The organism is Gemmatimonadaceae bacterium (assembly GCA_020851035.1).
Taxonomy (GTDB): Bacteria; Gemmatimonadota; Gemmatimonadetes; order Gemmatimonadales; family Gemmatimonadaceae; genus JACMLX01.
This window is the reverse complement of record JADZDM010000028.1, coordinates 36,440-60,693: the sequence shown is the minus strand read 5'-3', so window position 1 is coordinate 60,693 and position 24,254 is coordinate 36,440. Positions and strand designations below refer to the sequence as shown.

21 protein-coding genes are annotated in these 24,254 nt (G+C 70.5%); 14 read left to right on the top strand and 7 right to left on the bottom strand.

The features are described from left to right. Positions 1-11 precede the first annotated feature (11 nt). Positions 12-1,766: a hypothetical protein gene (locus IT355_19485; GenBank protein MCC7055466.1), complete on the top strand. Its 1,755-nt coding sequence runs from the start codon at positions 12-14 to the stop codon at positions 1,764-1,766. A 7-nt stretch (positions 1,767-1,773) separates the two neighbouring features. On the opposite strand, the gene IT355_19480 is transcribed toward IT355_19485, so the two are convergent. Next, positions 1,774-2,964, bottom strand: coding sequence for an endonuclease/exonuclease/phosphatase family protein (locus IT355_19480; protein MCC7055465.1), 1,191 nt, complete (start codon positions 2,962-2,964; stop codon positions 1,774-1,776). Positions 2,965-3,107: 143 nt separating this feature from the next. Between IT355_19480 and IT355_19475 the strand changes: the two genes are divergently transcribed. From IT355_19475 to IT355_19460, 4 genes are all read left to right on the top strand, one after another. Next, the gene (locus tag IT355_19475) at positions 3,108-3,494 is read left to right on the top strand and encodes a cupin domain-containing protein (protein ID MCC7055464.1); all 387 of its coding nucleotides are present in this window, start codon (positions 3,108-3,110) and stop codon (positions 3,492-3,494) included. A 2-nt stretch (positions 3,495-3,496) separates the two neighbouring features. Continuing rightward, a complete protein-coding gene (locus tag IT355_19470; GenBank protein MCC7055463.1) occupies positions 3,497-4,285 on the top strand; it encodes an SDR family oxidoreductase in 789 nt (262 codons plus the stop codon). Positions 4,286-4,328: 43 nt separating this feature from the next. Continuing rightward, positions 4,329-5,264: a branched-chain amino acid transaminase gene (locus IT355_19465; protein MCC7055462.1), complete on the top strand. Its 936-nt coding sequence runs from the start codon at positions 4,329-4,331 to the stop codon at positions 5,262-5,264. 101 nt (positions 5,265-5,365) lie between these two features. Further along, the gene (locus tag IT355_19460; protein ID MCC7055461.1) at positions 5,366-5,914 is read left to right on the top strand and encodes a Uma2 family endonuclease; all 549 of its coding nucleotides are present in this window, start codon (positions 5,366-5,368) and stop codon (positions 5,912-5,914) included. A gap of 42 nt (positions 5,915-5,956) precedes the next feature. Here IT355_19460 and IT355_19455 read toward each other — a convergent pair whose 3' ends face one another. Together IT355_19455 and IT355_19450 are read right to left on the bottom strand one after the other, a co-directional pair. Beyond that, a complete protein-coding gene (locus IT355_19455; GenBank protein ID MCC7055460.1) occupies positions 5,957-8,206 on the bottom strand; it encodes a carbohydrate binding family 9 domain-containing protein in 2,250 nt (749 codons plus the stop codon). A 174-nt stretch (positions 8,207-8,380) separates the two neighbouring features. Continuing rightward, positions 8,381-11,671 carry a hypothetical protein gene (locus IT355_19450; GenBank protein ID MCC7055459.1) on the bottom strand — a complete coding sequence of 1,097 codons (3,291 nt, stop codon included), beginning with the start codon at positions 11,669-11,671 and terminating at the stop codon, positions 8,381-8,383. A 131-nt stretch (positions 11,672-11,802) separates the two neighbouring features. Here IT355_19450 and IT355_19445 point away from each other — a divergent pair, with 131 nt between their 5' ends. The 5 genes from IT355_19445 (at position 11,803) to IT355_19425 (ending at position 16,016) form a co-directional block, all read left to right on the top strand. Next, complete coding sequence (locus IT355_19445; protein MCC7055458.1) at positions 11,803-13,032, top strand: lytic murein transglycosylase; 1,230 nt, start codon at positions 11,803-11,805, stop codon at positions 13,030-13,032. 130 nt (positions 13,033-13,162) lie between these two features. Continuing rightward, complete coding sequence (locus IT355_19440; GenBank protein ID MCC7055457.1) at positions 13,163-13,669, top strand: hypothetical protein; 507 nt, start codon at positions 13,163-13,165, stop codon at positions 13,667-13,669. Positions 13,670-13,778: 109 nt separating this feature from the next. Further along, positions 13,779-14,177: a hypothetical protein gene (locus IT355_19435; GenBank protein MCC7055456.1), complete on the top strand. Its 399-nt coding sequence runs from the start codon at positions 13,779-13,781 to the stop codon at positions 14,175-14,177. Positions 14,178-14,290: 113 nt separating this feature from the next. Next, positions 14,291-14,719: a hypothetical protein gene (locus tag IT355_19430; GenBank protein ID MCC7055455.1), complete on the top strand. Its 429-nt coding sequence runs from the start codon at positions 14,291-14,293 to the stop codon at positions 14,717-14,719. 175 nt (positions 14,720-14,894) lie between these two features. After that, positions 14,895-16,016 carry a hypothetical protein gene (locus IT355_19425; protein ID MCC7055454.1) on the top strand — a complete coding sequence of 374 codons (1,122 nt, stop codon included), beginning with the start codon at positions 14,895-14,897 and terminating at the stop codon, positions 16,014-16,016. Positions 16,017-16,037: 21 nt separating this feature from the next. Here IT355_19425 and IT355_19420 read toward each other — a convergent pair whose 3' ends face one another. Beyond that, complete coding sequence (locus tag IT355_19420; protein MCC7055453.1) at positions 16,038-17,483, bottom strand: hypothetical protein; 1,446 nt, start codon at positions 17,481-17,483, stop codon at positions 16,038-16,040. After that, positions 17,473-18,555, bottom strand: a complete 1,083-nt coding sequence (locus IT355_19415; GenBank protein MCC7055452.1) for a N(4)-(beta-N-acetylglucosaminyl)-L-asparaginase — start codon at positions 18,553-18,555, stop codon at positions 17,473-17,475. The genes IT355_19420 and IT355_19415 overlap by 11 nt, the downstream gene beginning before the upstream one ends. A gap of 149 nt (positions 18,556-18,704) precedes the next feature. Here IT355_19415 and IT355_19410 point away from each other — a divergent pair, with 149 nt between their 5' ends. The 3 genes from IT355_19410 (at position 18,705) to IT355_19400 (ending at position 20,900) form a co-directional block, all read left to right on the top strand. Further along, the gene (locus tag IT355_19410) at positions 18,705-19,067 is read left to right on the top strand and encodes a hypothetical protein (protein MCC7055451.1); all 363 of its coding nucleotides are present in this window, start codon (positions 18,705-18,707) and stop codon (positions 19,065-19,067) included. Between the two features lie 77 nt (positions 19,068-19,144). Beyond that, positions 19,145-19,579 (top strand): hypothetical protein, encoded by a 435-nt coding sequence (locus tag IT355_19405; GenBank protein ID MCC7055450.1) that lies wholly within the window; start codon positions 19,145-19,147, stop codon positions 19,577-19,579. A gap of 31 nt (positions 19,580-19,610) precedes the next feature. After that, complete coding sequence (locus IT355_19400) at positions 19,611-20,900, top strand: hypothetical protein (protein ID MCC7055449.1); 1,290 nt, start codon at positions 19,611-19,613, stop codon at positions 20,898-20,900. Between the two features lie 22 nt (positions 20,901-20,922). On the opposite strand, the gene IT355_19395 is transcribed toward IT355_19400, so the two are convergent. Beyond that, positions 20,923-21,192 carry a ribosomal protein L7/L12 gene (locus IT355_19395; GenBank protein ID MCC7055448.1) on the bottom strand — a complete coding sequence of 90 codons (270 nt, stop codon included), beginning with the start codon at positions 21,190-21,192 and terminating at the stop codon, positions 20,923-20,925. Positions 21,193-21,475: 283 nt separating this feature from the next. Between IT355_19395 and IT355_19390 the strand changes: the two genes are divergently transcribed. Continuing rightward, entirely contained in the window at positions 21,476-22,990 is a 1,515-nt protein-coding gene (locus tag IT355_19390) for a serine hydrolase (GenBank protein MCC7055447.1), read from the top strand. Between the two features lie 18 nt (positions 22,991-23,008). Here IT355_19390 and IT355_19385 read toward each other — a convergent pair whose 3' ends face one another. Further along, positions 23,009-24,253, bottom strand: a complete 1,245-nt coding sequence (locus IT355_19385) for a hypothetical protein (protein MCC7055446.1) — start codon at positions 24,251-24,253, stop codon at positions 23,009-23,011. Between the last annotated feature and the right edge of the window lies 1 nt (position 24,254).

Below are 24,254 nucleotides of genomic sequence, written 5' to 3'. Positions count from 1 at the left end.
AACTTACCCGCGTGCCGTCTCCCTCTGAAAGCGCGTACCGAGTGTGGCGCCGGCACCTGCTGCCCGCGGCGCTGGCGCTTGGCGCATTCGCCTGCGGCCCGGGGTCCACCGACGCGCCGCCGCAGCCCGACCTGACGACGGTGGCGCGCGTCGAAGTCGAGGTCCCGACCGATTCGATCCTGGTCGGCGACTCCCTGGTGGCGTCGCTGCGTGCGGTCAACGCCATGGGAACGGTGATCACCGCCCCGACGATCCTCTGGTCCTCGTCCGACTCGAGCATCGGATCGGTGGGGGCGCGCGGCGTCCTGCGGGCGCGCAATGTCGGAATCGTGAGGCTGGACGTGCTGGCGGGCGGTGCGATCGGCACGAAGGTGATGCGCGTCGTGCCGCGCCCGATGCGGGTCCGCCTGGTCGCGCCGGACACCGCACACATCGTCGATGCGGTGGAGCTGGTCTCGATGGTGGAGACTGCTTCCGGCCAGCCGTTGCCGGAAGTCGCACCCAACTTCCAGGTGACGAATCCCTCCGTCGTGACGATTCAGCCCGTGGCCGTGGGCCGTGCGCGGGTGATGCTGCACACGCCGGGCACGGCGGAGCTGCTGGCCGTGATCGGGCGGGACACCACGCGCCGGACCATCACCGTGCGGCTCTCCGTATTGCGGTCGCTGCAGGTCGGGATCGAGTCGCGGGTGGTGGGCCTCGGTGACAGCCTGCCGCTGGTGATCGCGGCGCTCGACACCGCCGGTCGGGCGGTGTCGTCACTTGGCTCGCTCGTGCGCGTCGAGCCGGCCGGCGCGATGCTGGTCCGCAACGGCCACCTGATCGGTGCGGCGCTGGGGCGCGTGGTGGTGCACGCGCGGTACGACACGCTCTCCGCCAGTGACACCGTCACGGTGCAGGGCCCGTCGGAGTTTCCGCTCGAGATCGTGGATGGTGACGGGCAGAACCCGGTGCCGTTGCGCGTGCTGCTCAGCATGGAGCGGGTGGCCCAGCGGTGGCGGCGCGTGATCCGGTCGTCCCCTCCCGGCGAGTTCGTCAGCCTGGCGACCGGGGAGTGCCGCAACGTCGTCCCGGTGAGCCAGTTCGTCTCCGGCCTGCGCGTGCTGGTGCGGGTGGATACGCTGCCCTCCCGCATCGCCGGGCTGGGCGGCCCGTGCGTGATGCGCGCGGGCGGCCTGCCGCTGCTGGGTACGCTCACGCTCAACATCTTCACCGTCTCGCAGCTCAGCGACCGCAAGCTGGACGACCTGCTCCAGCACGAGGTGGGTCATGTGCTGGGCATCGGGTCACTGTGGGGGCGTGGGACGCTCGCCGGGCTGGTGTCCGGCGACAACACCTCACCCGATCCGATCTTCGTGGGCCCCGCGGCACTTTCGGCCTTCGGCCGGCTGGGCCGCAGCGGATTCTTCAGCGGACGCCGCGTGCCGCTCGAGGTACGCGTGCTCGGACACTGGCGCGGTGACGCGTTCGGCGGTGAGCTGATGGCGCCCTCACTGACCCCGTCGGCCGTGCAGCCCACCTCCGCCGTCACCGTGGCGGCGTTGCGCGACCTGGGATGGAACGTGGAGCTCGAGGCGTACGAGGAGTACGGCCTGCCGGAGCTGGTCACCCCGCAGGTCGCGCGCGGCGCACCTGGCAGCGTGGCGTCGCGCACGGCTGGCGTGGCTGCGCTGGCATTGGAGGGAGATGTGCTGTACCCGCAGATCGAGCTCCGGCGCGGTGGCGTGAAGCATCGGATCGACGGCAGTCGCTGGCCCCTGCGGTAAGCCGCGCTCACTCCTTCGGCTTGAGATCCACCTCGACCATGACCGGCAGGTGATCGGAGCCGTAGTCAGGCAGCATCCGCGCGGTCTGCACGCTCCAGTGCTCGTCGGCGAGGATGTGATCGATACGCAGCCTGATCCAGCCGGCCAGGCGCGTGTAGCCGAAGCCGAGGCCGGCCTCCTCCCAGCCGTCCTGGAGCGACCCCCAGTGCTGGCGGAAGATCGCGCTCTCGACGGGCATGTTGAAGTCGCCGGCCACGAGGCGCGGCCCGCGGCCGAGGTCCACCCAGCGCCGTGCCAGCCGTGATTCCACCTCGCGCACGGCGGTCTTGTCGCCGATTGCCCCGGTGGCGTTCGAATCGCCCTCGATGAGCACGTCGAATGCCTTGCGCGGCGTGTCGAGGTGCACGTTGGTGAAGTCGAACTCGCCCACGCGGCCCTTCAGCCGATAGCGCTTCACCCACGCGGCACCGCTGGCATTCGCGAACGCCTCGCGGCGCAGCGAATCGACCGCGATGATCTCGAACTTCGTGAGGAGGCAGGTGACCCCGAGGTCGCTGTGGTAGCCCGGGATGTTGCCGAGTTGCTCGCGTGAGTTGACGCCGCACTCCTGCACGGCCAGCACGTCTGGCTCCCACTCGTTGATCAGCTCGACGAGTTGCAGTGGCGCGGGGGCGTCGCCGGCGATGTTGAACGAGATCACGCGCACGCGCGACTCGGCGTACGTCGGTGCGCTGAGCCGTCCGGAGCCGAGCGAGAGCTGCATGACGCCGAAGAGCCCGACCACGGTGGCGCCGAGCGTGACCAGCGCGCTGCGCCGGTGCCGGAGTGCGAGTGTGAGCACGAACAGCGGCAGTGCGGGGAGCAGCCACGGCCAGCGGCCGAGGAAGAGCAGGATCGTGGCCGGCCACCACGCATCCGCCACTGTATGGAGGGTGATGGCCAGCAGCACGATCAGCGCGGCCCAGCCCAGCGCGATGGCATCGATCGGCACCAGCCGCAGGCGGCTCCCCAGGTGCAGCACCGAGCGGGGCGCGTGGCCACCGAGCCACTTCATCACCCGCCTGAGGCGCGTGGTGTCCACGACCTGCATGCAGACCGGGCACTTCGTCCGCGTCCAGTACCGGGATTCCCGGAGCGCGACCCGGTGACGCCGGGAGTCGCAGCTGATGGTGTAGCGGGAATGGGTGTCGGGCGACATGCGGCAATTCTAATGGCCGCCGCTGGCGCCAGAGCGACGGCTCACGGATGGCGCCGCTCTGCACCGCGCCAGCAGGCGGGTCCGGGGAGCCGTAGATTGGCGGAGCCGGCTGTCGTTGCCCCGCGTCCCTCACCCTGCGAACCATGTCCGACGTCCGCCACCTTGCCTGGGACGAGGTCCGTCTCGAGCCGCTGAACCCGCTGATCAGCCGCAAGCTCATCACGTCCGAGAAGATGATGCTCGCGCAGGTCTTCCTGTCGAAGGGCGCCATCGTGCCGGCGCACGACCACGTCAACGAGCAGTTCACGTACATCCGGTCGGGCGCGCTGCGCTTCTGGATCGGGGCGCACGCCGATGCACCGGGCGACATCTACACCGACGTCAAGGCGGGTGAGGTGCTGGTGATCCCGGGCATGGTGCGGCACCGCGCGGAGGCACTGGAGGACACGCTGGACGTGGACATCTTCAACCCGCCCCGGCAGGACTGGCTGGACGGGAGCGATGCCTACATCCGCGGCGGGGCGAAGTAGCGATGGACCTGGGCATCGGCGGAAGGGTCGCCCTCGTCTGCGGGGCGTCGAAGGGCATCGCGTACGCGACGGCCGAGGAGCTTGCGCGGGCCGGGTGTGCACTGGCGATCTGCTCGCGTGACGCCGCCGCGATCGGTGCGGCCGCCGGCCGGCTGGAGACGCTGGGTGCGCCGGTGCTGGCGCTCGCCGCGGACCTCTCCACGGCGGAGGGGATCTCGGCGGTGGTGACGGGTGTGATGGCGCGGTACGGTCGCGTGGACATCCTCGTCGCCAACACCGGGGGGCCGCCGACGGGACCCTCGATGGGGCACGACTGGGCGGCGTGGACGAAGGCGAGCGAGTTGCTGCTGCGCAGTTGCGTGGAGCTCACGCGCGCCTTCGTGCCGGGGATGCGCGAGCGGCAGTGGGGTCGCGTGATCAGCATCACCTCGAAGGCGGTGAAGGAGCCGGTGCCGTCACTGGTGCTGAGCAACAGCCTGCGGGCGGCGGTCACGGGTTACCTGCGCACGCTCGCCACCGAGGTGGCGGCCGACGGTGTGACGGTGAACACCGTGCTGCCGGGCTTCACCGCCACCGAGCGGCTGGAGTCGCTGGCCGCCGCGACCACGGCGCGGACCGGCGCGACCCGCGACGCTGTGTATGCCGGCTGGGTGGCGCAGACGCCGGTGGGGCGGCTGGGCCGGCCCGAGGAACTGGCGGCCACGATCGCGTTCCTGGCCTCGGATCGTGCGGGCTTCATCACCGGGCAGGCGATCCTGGTGGACGGCGGCGCCGTCAACACCCTGCTCTAGTGCAGCGGATGCACCCCTTCACACAACCTGGGACACGCACGACATGAGTCAGATTGCCGCAACCGAGTGGATCTGGCGCGACGGGGACTTCATCCCGTGGGCCGACGCCAACGTGCACGTGCTGAGCCACTCGATGCAGTTCGGGTCGTCCGCGTTCGAGGGGATCCGCTGCTACGCCACGCCGACCGGGCCGGCGATCTTCCGCCTGCGCGAGCACCTCACGCGGCTGATCAACTCGGTGAAGATCTACCGCATGGAGCTGGACTACACGCTCGACGAGCTGGTGGCGGCGTGCTGCGCGCTGGTGGCGAAGAACGGGATGGAGGCGTGCTACCTGCGCCCGATGGTGGTGCGTGGCTATGGCGCGGCAGGGATGGTGCCGTTCGCGAGCCCGATCCATGTGTACCTGCCGTGCTGGCCGTGGGGGGCCTACCTGGGTGACGAGGCGCTGGAGCATGGCGTGGATGCCTGTGTGTCGAGCTGGCACCGCTTCGCACCGAACACGATCCCGTCGCTGGCGAAGGTGGCCGGCAACTACCTGGGCGGCCAGCTGATCAAGATGGAGGCGCTGGCGAACGGGTTTGCCGAGGCGATCGCGCTCAGTCCGTCGGGGACGGTGAGCGAGGGGTCGGGGCAGAACGTGTTCCTGGTGCAGGACGGCGCGCTGGTGACGACGCCGCTGGACGGCTCGCTGCTGGGTGGGATCACGCGCGACAGCATCATCCGGATCGCGAAGCGGGACGGGCTGGAGGTTCGCGAGCAGATCATCCCACGCGAGATGCTGTACACGGCCGACGAGGTGTTCTTCACGGGTACGGCGGCGGAACTGACGCCGGTGCGGAGCGTGGATCGCATCAAGGTCGGGTCGGGCACGGTGGGTCCGGTGACGAAGCGGATGCAGGCCGCGTTCCTGGATATCGCCAACGGGCGTGCGCCGGACACGTTCGGGTGGCTGACGCGGGTGACGCCGCCGGCGTGATGTGATGCGGTGTGCGTGAAAATGGTGACGCACTGACGTGGCGTCGGTGGTAGCGTGTGCGGAAGCATGTGTGAGCCACCGAGAGGCTGCGGAGGTGCGTGATGTCGCCGGTGCCGTTGATGACGGCCGAGGAGTTGTTGTTGTACCAGCCACCCGATGCGGAGGCTGAGCTGATCAAGGGGCGGATGGTGGTGCGCGAGCCACCGAGTGCGATGCACGGGCGTTATGCCGCGCGGATTGCATTCCTCCTGATGCAGCACGTCATCGAGACGCGGGCAGGAGCGGTGCTCGCGGACGGTGGTTTTCACATCGAGTCGAACCCTGACACGGTGCTCGCTCCTGACGTCGCGTTCATCGTGCGGGATCGGGTGTTGGGAATTCCTGAGACGGGATTCGCGCGGATGGCGCCGGACCTCGCCGTGGAGGTCCGATCGCCAGGGGACCGGTGGGCGGACCTGCTGCGGAAGGTGAGCCGCTGGCTCGGTGCAGGTGTCCGGGTCGTGTGGGTGATCGACCCCCGGCAACGCTCGGCGCACCTGTTTCGGCCGGACGGTGACATCGTCCACGTGCCGGAGGACGGCGACCTCACCGGGGACGACGTGCTGCCGTGCTTCCGCTGTGCGTTGCGGCGCGTGCTCGCACTGGAGTGAGCGTGCGGCTCCGGCGCCGGCAGACGCGGAGCCGCACGACCGTCAGAACGACATCATCTGCGTGAACTTCACGATGATCCCGCGCCCCGCCACCGGCGCGTCGGGCGTGAGGATCCGCTGGTCGTTGTAGACGATGAACAGGTCGCTCAGCGGGTGGTGGATCAGGTTGAAGCGGATGTTCGCGTTGAACTGCTTGCTCACCGCGTCGTACTGCGACAGCGCGTCCACGAACATGTTGGTGTTGAAGCTGTAGCTCGTGCGGAACGTGCCGAGTGTGTTCACGAAGCGCAGGTTCGGCGTGTTCAGGGTCGCGGCGGTGCGCTGCACGCCGACCTTGGCCTTGAAGCGATAGCTGGGGCGGTACTGCACCGCCGCCGACACGGTCTGCTGTGTACCGTCGTACAACCCGCCCCACACGTACTTGGTGTCGAGCGAGAAACGGCGGCTCAGGTCACTGGTGTAGAGCAGCCAGTGCTCGTTCCAGTCGTAGCCGCCGACGGGAATCGGCGAGGCCATCTTCGCATTGGGCCGGAACGGCGCGGTGAGGCGGTTGTAGATGGGGTTGGCGGAGTACTCGAAGATCGCGCCGTTGTTGAAGAAGACCGACATGCCGCTGTGGAGCGACTTGGCCAGCTCGAAGCCCCCCATGTCCTCCTGGTACGCCCAGCCGATGTGCGGGTGCAGCTCACGGATGCCGTGGGCGCGCAGCCCGGCGCTGCGTGGGCGGAGTCCGGTCTCGAGGATGTACTTCCGCATGCCGACGCGACGGTAGTACCCGAGGTCGTTCTGGAAGCCCGGGCCGAGCTCCATCAGTCCGCTCTTGAAATGGAAGAACACGCCCTCCCAGTTCACCGTCGAGCGCCACGCATAGTCGCCGCTGGTCTTGCCGGGCGTGGAGGTGCGGGCGGCGTACGAGTTCCAGTCGAGGTTCCCGAAGAGGCGCAGGTTCTTGTCCACGCCGATCACGCGGTTGGTGTACGACGGTCCCGACGTGTGCACGTTCTGGAGCACGAAGACGCCGAGGTCGTTGCCGGCGCGACCGAGGTTCTGGCGGAGGCGGATCACGCTGGCGTTCGAGGCAGGATCGGTGCCCATGGCGCGGTCCTGGACGCTCAGGATGCCGATACGTGTCCGCTCGGCAAGCTTTCCGGTCACGCGCATGCCGCCGAGGATCGGGATCGGCGCGCCGCCGGCGGTGAGGCCGATTCGGCGCGAGAAGAAGAGGAGGTTGTCCTCATCGGGGGTGACGATGGTGGTGCCGCCACTCTTGCGCGCGGCATCGCCGACGTAGAAGACGCCGGAGTTCTCGAGGAAGAAGTCGCGCTTCTCAGGGAAGAACTGCGAGAACTGCGTCAGGTTCACCTGCTGCTCGTCGGCCTCGACCTGCCCGAAGTCGGGGTTCACCGTCAGGTCCATCGTGAGGCCCGGCGTGAGCGCGGCTTTCACATCGGCGCCGACCTCGATCGAGTTGCTCATCGACGGTGCGGGCGCCGCGGTGGTGCCAAGCGCGCGGACGGCGTTCTCGGAGATGTAGGGCTTCACGCGCAGGTCGCGACCGGCGCTGCCGGTCTCGAGGCCCACCAGGCTGCCGGCGAGTGACACGCGGTTCAGCCCGAACGCCCGTGGCACCGGTGCCCAGAACGACACCTCGTTCACCCGTCGGATGTGGCGTGAGAAGTTGATGCCCCAGGCCGAGCCGGCGCTGCGGCTGAAGCGCAAGGCGCGGAACGGGATGCGCATCTCGACAGTCCAGCCGTCAGCACGCCGCTGCGTCTTCACCAGCCAGACCGCGTCCCAGCTCTTGTTCACCTCGCGGCCCTCGAGCGCGACCTGCCGGTCGTGCCGGGCGCCTTCGATGTTGGTGGAGAAGACGTAGCCGTTGCGGCGGTCGCCGAAGGTGTCGAGCATCACCTCGAAGTCGTCCTGGTCCTCCTCGGTGAAGTCCTTCCGGATGTCGTTGACGACGGCCATGGAGGGCTGGCTGTCGTGCATGAAGGCGCCGATGTAGAGGTAGTCGCGGTCGTAGAGCACGCGCACCTCGGTGGCCTGGCTCGCCGGCCGGCCGCTGAGCGGCTCCGACTGGATGAATCCAGCCGCGACGGGGGCGCCGGCCCACGCGGCCTCGTCGAGCAGGCCGTCGATCCGCATGCGTTCACCGGCCCGCGCGGCCCGGAGTTCAGGCGGGGAGTCGGGGGGGCGTGTGCCGGTGCCCGCCGGCCCCTGCGCTGCGGCGGTGGCGGCCGGGGCGGCCAGCAAGGCGGCGGCAAGGATCCGGATCAGGACGTGAGGCATGGCGAGTCAACGTGTCGTGGTCCCGGAGGGTTGAGTCGCGGCCACCCCGGCCTGGCGGTGTGCGGGCCTCTCCGGCACGCGAAAGCTATCGGCTGCGTGCCTGCGGGGCCTGACACCACAGCGCCCCCCGAAACCGATGGCTCCGGGGGGCGCTGTGTCGTGCCACGGGTGCTGCTACTGCAGCACCCGTGGTGCGTTCGGTGTGATCACGTGCTGGGTGCCCTTCAACATGTCGTTGATCTTCCCGACGCGGTCGCGGACGATCGCATCGAGGCGTCGCTGGACGTCATCCGTCTCCACCACCAGCTCACCCGAGCGCAGCTGCTCACCCGCCGTGACGGGCCACTGCGGGCGTGAGATCATGCCGCTGATGCTCTGCACCTCCTCGCGGAGGCGCGGGTACTGGCGGTAGCCGAGGCCGGCCAGCGGGCGCGCCAGCACCGAGTCGCGGAAGTGTCGCAGGTCACGGATGGTGCCGTCGATCTCCGTGAGCGCCGGCGCCGTGGCGTCGCTGCGAGCGCCACGCAGCGTGCCCTGGACGGCAGTGAGCTGCCGGAGCAGGTCGTCGACGCCGCCGATCACGCGGGTCACGCGCGCCTGCGTGGCCTCGATCGCCTTCGCCGCGTCGTGCTGCTGCGCGAGCTGCGCGGGCGTCATCTCGATGCGCGGGTCGGCCTTCACCGTGACCGGCCGGGTGTAGCGCCTGCCGCCGACGATGAGCGTCACCTGGTACGTGCCGGGCAGCACCATGGCTGACGAGGGACCGAAGAAGTTCTCCTCCTCGCCCACGCCGCCGCGCTCGGCTTCGGCAGCACGCCGGCGCTCGCGCAATCCGGCGAGGGAGGTGTCCGGCGGTGTGGCGGGCGCCGCGGCACCGCGGTTGCCACGGCCACCGAGCCCGCCTCCGGGGGGCGCATCGTAGCGCAGGTCCCAGGTCACGCGGCTCACGCCGGCGTCATCGGGGACGCGGCGGAAGCGGCGGACCACCGTGCCGGCGGCATTCGCCACCTCGATGTTCACCTCGCCCGCCGGCTGCGACTTCAGGTAGTACGAGATCATCGCGCCGTTCGGCGGGTTGCGCCCCGCGTACGAGCGCTGCCCCAGGTTCCCGTCCCGGTTCCACATCGTCCAGCGGATCGACGGACGGATCTCGAACAGCTCCGCCTCGTTCTGCATCACCTCGGCCAGCTTCTGGACCGGTGCGAGGTCGTCGAGGATGTAGAGGCCGCGGCCGTGCGTGGCGAGCAGCAGGTCGTTGTCGCGCGGGTGCACCTGCATGTCGCGCACCGGGGTCACCGGGAGCTCGCCGCGCATCGAGACCCAGTTCACGCCGCGGTTCCACGAGAACCAGACGCCGGCCTCGGTGCCGACGTACAGCAGGTTCCGGTTCTTCGGGTCCTCGCGGATCACGTGCGTCCACCAGGCCCGATCGGGGAGGTCGCCGCGGATGCTGCGCCACGTCTTCCCGAAATCGGTGGTCATGTAGACGTACGGCGCGTAGTCGTCGTCCTGGTGGTGGTCGGCGGTGACGTAGGCCGTGCCGGCATCGAAGTGCGAGGCCTCGATGGTGGCGAGCCAGGCGTTCGGCTTGAGGCCGGGCACGTTCTCGAACGTCTTCGTCCAGGTCCGGCCACCGTCACGCGTGACGTGCACGAGCCCGTCGTCCGACGCCGTCCAGATCACGTTCGCATCCAGCGTGGACGGGGCGATGCTCAGCAGCGACGAGTGGAACTCGGCCGCGGTGTTGTCCACCACGATCTCACCGCCCGAGGACTGCTGCTTCTTCGGGTCGTTGGTGGTGAGGTCGGGCGAGATGACGTCCCAGCTCAGGCCGTTGTCCCGCGAGCGGAAGACCACGTTGCCGCCGAAGTACACCGTGCCCGGGTCCTGCGGCGAGAGCGCGATCGGGGCGTTCCAGTTGAAGCGGTACTTGTGCCCGATCATCGCGTCACCCACCGAGCCGACGCGGTTGGGGTACGGGTAGATCGTCTTCTGCACGCCGCTGCGGGTGTCGGTGATGTTCAGCATGCCGCCCTGCGAGTTGCTGTACACCAGCCACGGCTTGTCGAGCACGGGCACGGTGAAGAAGCCGTCACCGCCCGAGACGTTGCGCCAGTCGGCCTGGCGGATGCCCTGGCCGCTGAGAGAGTTGCTGGCGCCGCACCAGTTGCCGTTGTCCTGCAGGCCGCCGCAGACCTGGTAGGGCACCTGCATGTCGTAGTTGATGTGGTAGAACTGGGTGAAGGCGAAGGTGTTCACCACGTCCCAGGTCTTCCCGCCGTCGCGGCTCACCTGCCAGCCACCATCGCTGCCCTCGAGGATGTAGCGCGGGTCCACCGGGTCGATCCACATCGCCTGGTGGTCGCCGTGCACGTCGCGGGCGATGGTGGTGAAGTTGCGGCCGCCGTCGTCGCTGAAGTACAGGCCGCCGGCGAGGGCGAAGACCCGGTTCGGGTTCTTCGGGTCGACGCGGATGTCGGCGTAGTAGAACGGGCGGAAGTTGATGTTCGGGTCGCGGTTCACCGTGCGCCACGAGCGGCCGGCGTCGTCACTGCGCCAGAGCTCCCCCTCGTCCTTCGTCTCGCTGATCACGTAGACGATGCTGGGGTCACTCGGCGCCACCGCCACGCCGATGCGGTCCATCGCCTTGCGTGGCAGGCCGCGGAGGATGTCCGGGCCCGAAAGGCGCTCCCAGGTCGTGCCGCCGTTCACCGACTTCCAGACCGACGTGTTGCCGCTGCCCGACTCGAGGTGCCAGGCCCAGCGCCGGTAGGTGTACATGCCGGCGTAGATCACGTTGCTGTTGTCGGAATCAGCGCTGATGTCCGAGCACGACGTCTGCGGGTCGAGGTAGAGCACCCGCTTCCAGGTGGTGCCGCCGTCACCGGTGCGGTAGACGCCACGCTCCTCGCTTGGCCCCCACTCGCGGCCGAGCACGCAGGCGTAGACGATGTCGGGGTTGCGGGAATCGATGAGGAGGCGCGCGATCTTGTCGGACTTCTCGAGCCCGATCTTCACCCAGTGCTCGCCGCCGTCGATCGACTTGTACATCCCGTCACCGACCGAGGCATTGTTGCGCGGGTTGCCCTCGCCGGTGCCGACGTAGACGATGTTCGGGTTGCTCGGCGCGACGGCGATGGCGCCGATGCTGCCGGCGGCCTGCTCGTCGAAGACCGGGCGGAAGGTGGTGCCGCCGTTGGTGGTCTTGATGATCGCGCCGTTGGCGCCGGCCACGTAATAGGTGAGCGGGTCGCCAGGCACACCGGTGACGACCGAGATGCGTCCGGCATTGTTCGCCGGACCCACCGAGCGCCAGTCGATGCGCTTGAGGAGGTCGGCGGGGCTGGGGCCCGCGGGCGGGGCGGCGGGGCCCCGGGCGGCAGGCTGCTGGGCCACGAGCACACCGGCGCCGAGGGCGGCGACGAGGAGCTGATGGGCCGCGGAGCGCGACGGGTGACGCGTCATGGCGGGGTGGGGAGTCGGGTGGGTGGGCAGCGTGCCGGAGCGTCGGCGCCGAACGGTGGTGGCTGCGCGTGTGCAGTGCCAGTACGCGTCGACGGGGAGGTGTGCTGCGATCCGGTCGGCTATTCTGGGCCATGCCGCCATCGCTGAGTTTCCTGGTCGCCATCGCACTCGCATCCGGCCCGACGCCTGCCCTGCCGGACCAGCCGCCCGACCCGTTCCAGCGCTGTCTCGCGACGCTCCGGGCGTCGCGGCCGGCCCGATCGATCACACCCGCCACCTGGGCGCTGCTGTCGGGCATGCGGCCGGATACGGCGGTGCTCACGCAGCTGAACGCGCAGCCGGAGTTCCGGCTGCCGATCTGGGACTACGTGGCGGTGATGGCCGACCAGGAGCGGGTGGACGACGGCCTGCGCCTGCTGCGCGAGCACCACGAGACCTTCGCGGCGGTGGAGCGGCGCTACGGCGTGGACGCGGCGACGGTGGCGGCCGTGTGGGGCATCGAGAGCAACTTCGGCCGCGGCACAGGCACCTTCAGTGTGCTGCGGTCCCTGGCCACGCTGGGGTGCATGGGGCGGCGGCAGTCGTACTTCCGCGGCGAACTGCTGTCGGCGCTGCGCATCGTGCAGGCGGGACACATCGCGCCGGAGGCGTTCCGCGGCTCGTGGGCGGGGGCATTCGGCCAGACGCAGTTCATGCCGGGCATCTTCTGGGGCCGTGCGGTGGACTTCGACGGCGATGGACGCCGCGACCTGATGACGAACACCGGCGATGCACTGGCCTCGACCGCGAACTACCTGCAACGCGCCGGCTGGTCGACCGGAATGCCGTGGGGCGTGGAGGTGACGCTGCCGGCGCAGGCCGATGGCACCCCGTTCCCGGTGGCGGGCGAGGGGCGCCGCGTGCGTCGCACGCTCGCGAGCTGGTCGGCGCGCGGCGTCCGCCGCGTGGACGGCACGCCGATCGAGGGCGCCTTCGCCGTGCCCGCTCCGCCTGCCGGGCTGTTCCTCCCGGCGGGTGCGCGCGGCCCGGCGTTCCTCGTGACGACGAACTTCGAGGCGGTCTACCGCTACAACGCGGCCGAGAGCTACACGCTGGCGATTGTCCACCTGGCGGACCGGCTGCGGGGCGGCGGGGCGATCGTGACGCCGTGGCCGACGGACGATCCCGGGTTGTCCCGTGCCGATCGCCGGGAGCTCCAGGGGTTGCTCACCGCACGCGGGCACGACCTGCAGAATCCGGGTGGCCTGCTGACGCCCGCGGTGCGCGAGGCGGTGCGGCGGGAGCAGCAGCGGCTGGGGCAGCCGGTCTCCGGTCGGCCCGGCCAGCGGCTGCTGGCGGCGCTGCGGATGGAACGCCGATGACCGTCCGGGAAACCCAACGGGTGTGTAACACGTGGTGTATCCAGCGGTGACACTGCCCTCGTGGCGCCGGCGCGACCCTGCAGGCCTCCCGGCACTTTTCCACTCAGACCCGATCCGGATCCAGTCTCCCATGCCGACCGTGCTGCGCCACATCAGCCCGCTGCTGCTCGCCACCCTCGCCGCGTGCGGCTCAACCAAGCCCGATCCAGCCCCGTCGCCCATGCCGGGTTCGCCCGCGCCGGCACCGCAGGTGAGCGGTGCGCCGTCGGCGCCGGCCGGCGGGTCGGGCGCGACGGGCACGATGGTCGGCACGGCGCCGGCACCGGCGCGCAATCGCGATCGTTCGACTCTGAGTCGCGAGGAGATCCGCGCGACACAATACACCAATCTTTACGACGTCATCGCGACACTTCGCGGAAACTGGCTTCGCGCGAGGGCTGCGGAGAGCATCAATGGCAAGTCGTCCACGGTGCAGGTCTACCTCGACAGCCAGCGACTGAGCGGGGTGGAGGAGTTGCGCACGATGATGGCTGCCAACGTCGAGTCGATCCGCTACATGGATCCGATCCAGGCGTCCGCGCGCTGGGGCATGGACCACGGCGCCGGGGCGATCCTGGTGACGACCGCCAAGCGGTAGCGCGCACGGCTGGTGCGGCGCGCGCCGCCACGGCAGGTTTCTGGTCGAGGGGCCGGCCGTGCATGCCGGCACCCGATCGGTCCTGGCACCCCGCCATCGGAGCCATCCCATGCCTGTTGTCCCGCGCGCGTTCGGTCGTGTCGTCGTTGCCCTCGCGCTCGCCGGCGCCGGATGCGCGGGCCCGGTGCGGCCGCGTGCCACGCCGCTGATCGACCAGCAGTTGATCACCAAGGACGTGATCCGCAGCAGCAACTACACCAACATGTACGACGTGGTGCTTGCGTTGCGCAGCACGTGGATCCGCACGCGACCATCGGACAGCTTCCAGAAGTCGTCGGTGGTGCAGGTCTACCTCGACATGCAGCGGGTGGGTGGCCCTGACGAGCTCAGGTCACTCGCGCCGGTCAACGTCGCCTCGGTGCGTTACTTCGACCCTATCGCGGCGTCGGCGCGCTGGGGCATGGATCACGGCGCAGGCGTGATCTACGTCGTGACCGCCAAGCCGTAGCTTGCGTAGCTGACGCACCCCGGCCACCGTGGCCGGTCCACGCCGGGCGGGACGACGTGCATCGTGCGCGCGTCATCCCGCCCGTCAGTTCCATTCACGTCCTGGAGCATCCCGTGACATCCGTACGCCGACTCTGTGTGCCCCTGGCCACTCTCGCCCTGCTGGGTGCCTGCTCGTCCGGTGGTGGTGCGCCGGCCGCCGCGGGTGCACCGGCGCCTGCGCCGGCGGCGCGGCGCCCGCGGCAGGACCAGCAGCTCATCACGCGCGACGTCATCATCGGCACGCAGTACACGAACCTCTACGACGTGGTGCAGGCGCTGCGCAGCAACTGGCTGACGGTGCGCAGCGCGTCCGGCGGCGCGGCGAATACGGCCGTGCTGCAGGTGTACCTCGACAACCAGCGGATCGGCGGGGTCGAGGAGCTGCGGCGCATCCTCCCGTCCACCGTGCAATCCGCGCGTTTCTACGACCCGATCTCGGCCTCGGCGCGCTGGGGCATGGACCATGGCGCGGGTGCCATCTACGTCGTGACGGCGAAGTAGTCCTGCTGTGCGGCGTGGGCTCTGCGCAGGCGTGCTGCTGGCGCTGGCGGTTGCGCCCGCGCAGGCCCAGCGGTGCGTCCCTGACCCGGCGGCGTCGGTAGCCGAGCCCTATCGGGGTGGCGTCGATCCCCGGGGGAACGACACGGACGACGCCGGGGCACGCTGGGTGCGCGACGTGCGGACCCGGTTCGCCGACACCGACTCGATGGTGTTCGTGATGCGCCGCGCGCGTGGCGCACATCGCACGGCGTACCAGTCCGTGGCGCCGCTCTTCCTCGGCCGTGGCGCGGTGCGGTACGTGGGGTGGCGCCAGGGATGCGCCACGGTGCTGAGCGCGCGAGGCGTCCCGCTGGTCCGCGCAACCTTCCGTCGTCTCGAGCAGGAATCGGGGTGGTCGGCCGACACCGTCATGCTTCGGGCCTACCAGGAGGACTCGGTGGGTGAGGGGTACCGGTTGCTGCTCGCGATCCGTGGCCGGATCGTCGCGCTCTCGCCGCGGCTCTACCGCCGCTCGTACTCACAGACGCTGCACGCGATGACGCTGCTGCCACCGCACCTCATGCTGGTGGCGTCGCGTGAGGAGGGAGGCATGGGACTCGTCTCGCGCCACACGCTGCGCGAGGTGCTCGCGCCGGGCTTCCGCGGGGCGGGCGGCCTGGCCCAGGTGGTGGATGGCCAGCTCGCCGACCAGTTCCTGATCGCGGACGACGGTGCGCAGCTGCAGCTGTTCCGCACCGATGGCCGGCGCGTGGTGTTGCCCGCGTTCCACGCGGTGGAGACGATGAGTCGGTGGTCGCAGCTCCGGTGGCCGGCGAAGTTCATCCGTGTCTACGCCACGGCGGACACGATCCGGGGCACCTGCCGGCTCTACGACGGTCGGCTGCAGCCCATCGTGCCCGAGGAGATCGTGACGAAGCGCGAGTGGGGCTGGCGCTGCCAGCAGCTCAACCGCCACATCAACGACGCGCCGGTGCAGTTCCTGGCGTTCAGCGATCCGCAGGGCGTCACGCACACCTATCGCGTGAGCCGCCGGGCGATCGTGAAGGTCGGGCGCGGCGTCGCAGGTGACGCGGTGTACGTCTTCCCCGACGGGGCGATGATCCTCCGGCGCACCACGCCGGACGGCCTGCGCTACCTGGTCACGGCTGTCGACGGCACGCCGTTTCCCGGCGCCGAGTTCACGGACATCAACCTCCTCGGCTGTGGCTTCGTGTGGGTGAAGCGGGACGGGAAGTGGTACACACCAGGCAGTGATGGCAGCGTGTCGGAGCGGCTGGGGTATCCGTTCAGCTGCTGAGGTGCACGAGGGTGCGGCCCGTCAGCGCCAGACCACCGTGGCCACGGCGCCGGCCGGAATGCTCACCGTGAACTGCTGTCCCGCCGCGCGCACCCGGGCCTGGCGGGCGGTGGTGCCATCGTTCACGGCGATCAGCACCAGCGAGTGGTCATCGGCATTGCGGAAGGCCACGGTGCTCAGGTCACCCGCACTGGCCGGCGAAGCGATGCGCACGGCGCCGGGTCGCACGAACCGGCTGGCGTGGGCGAGGGCGTAATACTCCTCGTTGGCGGAGACGGTCCCGCGCTGCGCGTCGACGGTCAGCACGCCGCGACAGTCGTTGCAGCCGCCGCGGTGCGGGCCATGCTGCTCGTCCAGCGCCAGGTTCCAGAGCGTGACGCCGCGGGCCCAGTGCCGGGTGGCGCCGATGATGAGGGTCTTCACGTTCCAGCGCAGGTTGTCGCCGAAGTCCGGGGCCCAGTCACCGCCGGCACACTCGGTGAAGAAGACCTCCGTGTCGGGATGGGCGTCGTGCACGCGTGACTGCGCCGACACGTCGCCGGCGTAGCAGTGCCAGGCGACGCCGGCCAGGTGACGTCGCGCGGCGCTGTCACCCAGCACCTGCAGCGGTGAGCCCGGTTCATCCCAGTTGTGGTCCCAGTCCAGGAGCCGCGTGCGCAGGCCGTGCCGCGCGAAGAGCGGGCCGAGGTGCTGGCCGATGAACGTGGCGCGCTGCGCGGCGTCGAGGCGCATCCCGGGGTAGTCCTTCGGCTCGTTGTGCGGCTCGTTCTGCACCGTGAGGTACGCGATCGGGGCGCCCTCGGCCGCGAACGCCTCGACCACGCGGCGCAGGTACGTGGCATAGGCCGGCCTGGCGTCGTCGCGCAGCGTGCCGGTGACCAGCGACCCGGACGACTTCATCCACGCCGGTGCACTCCACGGCGCTGCGATGAGGGTGAGCCGCGGGTTGATCGCGATGGCGCGGCGCAGCAGCGGGAGCACGCTGGCGCGTGCCGAGTCGATGGTGAAGTGCGCCATCGCGTCATCGCGGGTGTCGGCAGGCACGTCGTCGTACGTGAAGAAGGTGCGGGAGAAGTCCGACGCGCCGACGGTGACGCGCAGCATGTCGAAGCCGGCACCGCCCGGGTCGCGCCCGAACAGCGCGCGCAGCAGGGAATCACGCCGTGCGGACGGCAGCCGCTGCTGCAGCAGTTCCGCGCTGGCGTCGGTCAGGGCGGCACCGAATCCGACCATCGACTGGAACTGCTGTGCGGTGTCCACGTCGATGGGGATGCCACCGGCATCGCCTGCGCGCGCGATCGGGATTCCGGCCTGCCGTTCCAGCAGGTGCTGCCGGTCCGGGGTGGTGATCCAGGCGTGTGCGATGCCCGCCGGCAGCGGCTCGGGACGCGCCGCGGCCGGCTGCATGGTCCTGCCGCACGCCGCGAGCAGCGCGAGCGGCAGGATCGCGCACAGGTCAGCGCGCACGGGCGCGCTGCACCGGCACCGGACCGGACGGGAATTCCGAGCGCCGGAACAGGTAGGCGGCCTTCTCGACGCGAGCGCCCTTCTCGTCGGCGACGGCGTACGTGCCGCCCTCGTACAGGCTGGCGCTGCCGTGGCGCCCGTCCTTCGCCAGCGCATAGATGTTGAGGTCGAAGCGCGGACGTCCGCGTTCGCCGAGCTGGCGCGCCTCCGTCATGGCAACGACGCGCTCGAGCGTCTTTAGGCAGGCCTGTTCCGGTGACATGCCCTGCCGCATGAACTCCACGGTGAGGAAGCCGCCGCAGGCCTTGATGTTGGCCTCGCCGCGTCCGGTGGAGCCGGCGGCACCGACCGTCTGGTCACAGTACTGTCCGGCGCCGATGATCGGGCTGTCACCGACGCGGCCCGGCACCTTGTACGCCATGCCGCTGGTGGTGGTGACGCTGCTCATCTCACCGGCGGCGTTGACGCAGTTCATGTTGATCGTGCCGTGCGTGAAGCGGATCGCGACGTCGTCGTCATAGTCGAGGCGGAAGTCGCCGGGGTTCAGCCGGGCGCGCCAGCGGAGCCAGTTCTGCCGGCTCTTCGGCGTGAGCAGGTTCTGCGGCGTGAAGCCCATCTCGAGCGCGAACTTCCTCGCGTCGTCACCCACCAGCATGATGTGGTCGGTGTAGTCCATGATCGCCTTCGCGAGCAGCGACGGCGTGGCGATGTCCTCGATGCAGCCCACCGCCCCGGCGCGCCGGGTGGGACCGTGCATGCAGCTGGCGTCGAGCTGCACGATGCCGTCCTCGTTCGGCAGCCCACCCAGCCCGACGGAATCGTCCTCGGGGTCCAGCTCCTGGATGTTCACGCCGGCGATGATCGCATCGAGGGTGTCGTCGCCGCGCTGCAGCAGCTCCCACGCGCGGGCCACACCGCGCAGTCCGTTGGTGGAGCTGACCACGCGCGCGGCGCCGGCTGCGGCAGGCCGCAGCGGCTCGGCCAGGCGCATGGCGTGCAGCTGCTCGGTCAGCGAGAGGGTGGCGGCGGCAGCGGCGGAGCGCGTGATGAAGTCGCGGCGGGTGAGCGGCATGGCGGGGGTCCGGGATCGGTGAAATGGGGCCACCCAACGATACCGCGCCGGGGCCGCCTTAACATCCATCCGGCTCGCTCGTCTGCAGGGTGAGGCCGGGATGGCCAGACTGATCACGACCACGCGGCCCGTGCCGCAGGAGCCGAACCATGCGTATCGCGACACTGATGCTTGCCAGCCTTGCCCTCCTCGCCGCGCCGTCGCTGGCGGGTGCCCAGGCCTCGCCCCGCCGGGAAATCCGCCGCGATGTCCGCGAGATCCACCAGGACCGGCGCGAGATCCGCGGCGACCGGCGGGAGATCCGCAGCGACAGCCGGGAGCGGCGCGCCGACGTGCGGGATGCCCGTGCCGACGGGCAGGTGACCCGGCGGGAGCGCGCCGAGATCCGGCGTGACACCCGTGAGATCCGCGGCGACAAGCGCGAGCTGGCCGGCGATCGACGTGAGCTCCGCCGTGACCGCCGCGAGCTGCACCGCGACGTGAAGCGGGACAGCGCAGCCGCCCGTCCGTAGTCTTCGCCATCGCGTGGACCGGTGCCGGGCATCGGCACCGGTCCACGCGACTCCAGCCGCTTTCAGGGGTGGTTCCCATGCGCATCAAGCTCTTGTTGCTCGCGGGCGCGCTGACACTGGCGTGTCCCGCCGGCGCCCAGGTGACCGGCGCCGCCGACAACGCCGCCACGCGTCGCGAACAGGCGATCGCCCGTCGTGAGGCGGCGGCCCAGCGCCGTGAGCTGCTGCAGGCGCAACGCGCCGCCCGGCGCGCGATGCCACCGGCACAGCGGGACGCCGCCCGGGCCGACCGCCGGGCGCGGCGTGCCGCCATGCCCCCGGAGCAGCAGGAATACCTGCGGTCGATGTCGACCTACCGGCAGGCGCTGCGCGCCGAGGCGCACACCCTGCAGGCACAGGTCGCCGCCGGCACGCTCACCGCGGACGCGATGGCGCGGCAGCTGGCAGCGTTCCGCGACAGCCAGCGGCCGCGGCGTCCGGCCGGGATGCCGCCGTCACGGCGCGGACGCTGACCGACGCACCGACCATGCGCGTGAAACCGCGATGAGCTGGCCCGGGCGACTGCCGGCCAGGTACGCCAGCGCGGCGATTTCCGCCGCGCTGGCGTTCGCGTCGGTGTTGCCGGCGCAGCGCCCGGCGCGCGCCGACACGCTGAGCACGCGCGTCCGAGACAGCATCCTGGCGGCCGTCCTCGCCGACACGCTCGACCTGGACCTCGAGCCATCCGTGCTCCTGCCGCCGGTGCCGGCCTTCCGCCAGACACTCACCCTCCGCCCCACGTTGCGCCGCTACACCGTGGGCGTGGTGCACGCGGCCGAGGAGGCGTCATCGGTGAACTGGGTCGGCCGGTTCCGTCGTGGCACTGTGCGACTGGACGTCACGCCGGTGGCATACACGGGTGACACTTCCACCACGGCCAGCCGGCCCGCGGTGTCGTTCGCAGGTGCGACACCGGTGAGCCTCCGGTTGGACGTGCCGTTACGCGCGGCCGACACCGTCCGCGTGTTCGCGCAGACCACATCGCTCCCTGGCGCGCTGGATCCGGTCGATGCGCTGGCGCTTGGCGCCGTCGGCACCAGCACGCTCGACCTCGACGCGGGCGCCCTGGGCGTGACGGCACGGATCGGCGCGCGGTACGTGCTCTCGCGCGAGATCGGTGGTGGTGCGCTGCTCTCGCTGCGTGGAGGGCTGGAGTACGAACCGAAGCCCGCCGGCCGCGAGATGGTGAGCTGGCGCGGGACCACGCTGCGCGGCGGGGTGGCCGTCAGCCGGGAATCCGACCTCACGACGCTCGGTGCGTCGGTGGAGCTCACACGGAGCATCGCCGATTCCCTCGGTGGCCGGAACCTCTTCCCCGGCGGCGGCGCGCTGACCATCGATGCGCGGGTCCAGCGCTTCATCGGTGAGGCCGGGGATGGCTTCGTCTCGCTGAACGGCTTCCACTCGCGCCCTGTCGACATGCAACGACCCGACGTCGCGACGCGGATCATTCCGATCGGGGACTTCACCGGCGTGACACTCGCGGCGGCGATCCCGCGGGGTCGCCTGTCGGTGCTGCCGTCGCTCAGCTACCTGCGTGAGTCGAGCCGCGCGCAGGCCATCGTGAGTGGCCGCGACACACGCCTCGTGGCGAGTGGCCAGTCCACGGCAGCCAGCCTCGGCCTGTCGGTGCCACTCGGCCGCCTGCTCACCATCACGCCGGAGGCCGGTGTGGTCATCGGCGACGTGGGGCAGACCGTGACGGCGCAGTTCCCGCGACGTGTGCGCACGCTGAGCTTCAGCGACGCGATCCGCGGCGGCTGGGCGTCAGTCGAGTTGTCGTTCTCGCGCTGAGCCGCAGACCACGGCGGGCCACTCAGCGCACCAGCGGCAGGAAGAAGTAGCCCATCAGCAGCAGCACGATCCCGACCACGACGAACTGCAGCGCACGCGTCGATCCCCCCGACGCACTCACCATGTTTCCGAGCGAGGATTCGCCGCTGGCGAACGCCTCGACGGCGTCCTTGGCTTCGGCAAGGCCGACACCGGTGCGTTCACGCAGGATCTTGATGGCTTCGATCTTCTCGCCACGCTGTGCGGCGGCGATCACGTCGGCGGGCAGCGGTTCAGGCAGTGCTGAGGCCATGGCTCGACTCCCATCGTTCGGGTTGGAATGCGGCGGTGGCAGAGGATACCGGTGTGCGCAGCGTCCCGAAAGAGCCAGCGGCCGCGCACATGGTAAAGCCTATGGCGCACTTTGCCTGACGTGCGGCCGTGGCTGTCCGGGAAACATGCCTCCGCCTGGTCGCGACGGTCCGCCCTGACGCGATCCCCCTACGGCAGGCGCTGCCTCTGGCGGAACGCGGCGCCCGGGTGATCATTGCGCACGATCCCGGCAGTTGCGTGAATCCCTGGCCCTCATTTCGCCAATGCCCAGCCGACTCAGCCTGCGTCGCGCCGCCGCCGCCATCCTGCTGGCCCCTGCCGTGGTGCATCCGGCGCTGGCTCAGCGCGTCAGCGCGAATCCCCGCATCGCCACCCTGGCGCAGGTGATCGCGCGCGGTGACTCGTTGCAACTGCCGGGGCGGTGGACGCCGCCCCCCGGTGACGCGCTGTCGCACCAGACGGCGGGGTTCGCGACCACGCTGTGTGGTGCCGTGTTCCTCACGGGGCTCACGGTGGCCGACGCGGCCGCCAACGTCGGCTTCTTCACCGGGCCGCTGGCCGCGCGTGCCGAGGTGGTGGACACGCTGGTCGATCCGGTGTCGCAGACCGTGACGCTCCGGCTGCGGAGCGGCGTGACGCGCGTGGCGCGACGGTATGGCAGCCAGGGCTGCGTGCCGCTGCCGGTGGGTGAGACGGGTGTGCACTTCACACCTTCGGTCGTGACACCGAACCTCCCGCCCGCGGCCACCACGCCATGGCCGATGGGCGACGTGCTGCCCGCCACGCCGCTGCCGCGCGAGATCGACACGACCCTGCTGCAGCAGGCCCTGGACGAGGCGTTCGGGCCGCCGGAGGCGATGACCCTGGCGGTCGTCGTTACGCACAAGGGTCGCATCATCGGGGAGCGTTACGCCGCGGGCATCGGCATCCACACGCCGCTCGAGAGCTGGTCGATGGGGAAGAGCGTCACCGGCACGCTTGTCGCGCGACTGATCCAGATGGGCACGTACCGTCTCGACCAGCCGGCCCCGATTCCACAGTGGCAGGCGCCCGGCGACCCACGGCAGAAGATCCGCATCATGGACCTCATGCGGATGTCGAGTGGGCTGCGGCTTGGCGCGCCCTACGATCCCGGGTTCGACGCCTCGGTGGGCTACCCCGACCATCTCTGGCTCTACACCGGCGCCGGCAACTCCTACGAATGGGCGGCGACGCGCCCGCTGCAATGGGCGCCGGGCACGGTGGGCCGGTACCGCAACACCGACCCCGTGCTGGCCAGCTACCTCGTGCGGCTCGGTGCCGAGCGGCGTGGTGAGGACTACCACGCGTTTCCGACACGCGCGCTGTTCGAGCGGATCGGGATGCGTGACGTGGTGATCTACACTGATCCGTTCGGGAACTACCTCGGGCAGGGAGCCGAGGTGATCGCCGCGCGTGACTGGGCGCGGCTCGGCAACCTCTACCTGCAGGATGGCGTCTGGAACGGTGAGCGACTGCTCCCCGCCGGCTACGTGCGCCACGTGCGCACGATCGCGCCGGCGTGGCTGGCCGACGGCCGCCCGGTGTATGGCGGTGGCTTCTTCTGGATCAACGGTGACGGCGCACAGCCGCTGCCGCGCGACGCCTACGCCATGCTCGGCGCCGGTGGCCAGAGCACCTGGATCGTGCCGTCGCATGACCTGGTGGTCGTGCGCATCGGCAAGTATCGCGGTGAGGAGGCTGGCGAGGCGGCGCGTGCGAAGGGGACGGCGACGCTGCTGCGCGCGGTCAGGCGCTGACGCGCGCGCGGGGCACGGTCACGCGAAGAACCGGATGAAGAGCTGGCAGAAGAGCGCGCCGGCGATCGTCATCGAGAAGCCCCAGAGCAGCAGCTGGCGGAACAGGCGCCGGGCCTCGTCGCCACCCTGCGGCAGCGCGGCGATGCAGAGCGCGCCGATGGTGGAGAGCGGCGAGACGTCCACCAGTGCGGCGCCGACGTTGATGCTCATCGCCACCTGCAGCGGATCGCCGCCGCCCAGCTTCTGCACCAGGCCCGGCACCGCGGGAATGAACGCGGGGTAGACCACGCCCGAGGTGGAGCTGTAGGTCGAGATCAGGCCGGTGATCCCGGCGATGGCGCCGTTGACCGTGCCGGGCGTGGCGATGCGGGCCAGCAGCGTCGTGAACAGGTCCATGCCGCCGGTCTTCTCCAGCACGCCGATCAGCACGCTCACGCCGCACACCATCAGGATCACGGCCCACGGCACCTGCTTCACGCTCTCCGTGTCCGGCGCCGCGCCGGCCAGGAGCAGCACGCTCGCCGCCGCGAATGCCGCGAGCCCCGGGTTGAGCCGGAAGCCCACGACGGCGATGACCCAGGTGACGATGACGGCGATCGTGGCGTGGCGCCGCGTGGTGAGCGGCGGCGGGGCCGCGACGACGGCGACACCGGCGTGCCGCAGCAGCGCCGGACCACCGAAGAGCGCCCACGCCGCCACGGCGGCGAGCGCGTGGGCCGTGAAATTCGCGCTCCACACCGCCCAGGTGTGCCCCTCGAGCCCGATCCTCGCCATCGAGTCGTGCACGATCAGCCCCACGGCGCTGATCGGTGAGAGGTTGCCCGCGTTCGCACCATTCCCGATCATCAGCGCGGCGAGGAACACCGGCACCCGGGCCTGCACGGCGATGCCCATCGCGATCGGGGCCAGCAATGCGCTGGCCGAGATGGCGCCGGGGCCGGCGGTGCTGATCGCACACGCCATGAGGAAGATGAGCAACGGAAGCGCCGCCGTGCGCCCGTGCAGCACGCCCACCGTGGACTGCGCCAGTGCGTCCATCGTGCCGTTGGCCTGCGCCACGCCGAACAGCACGCTCACGCCGACGAGCGTCAGGAAGAGCGTGCTCGGGAAGGTGGCCATCACCGCATCCACCTTCCAGTGTGCCGCGAAGATCGCGATCGGCCACGCCAGCGCCACCGCCAGCACCCCGACATTGATGCGGCTGGTGAGGCTCCCGGCAATCACCAGCAGCAGCGCGCAGAGCGAGAGCAGGGCGGGGCTCACG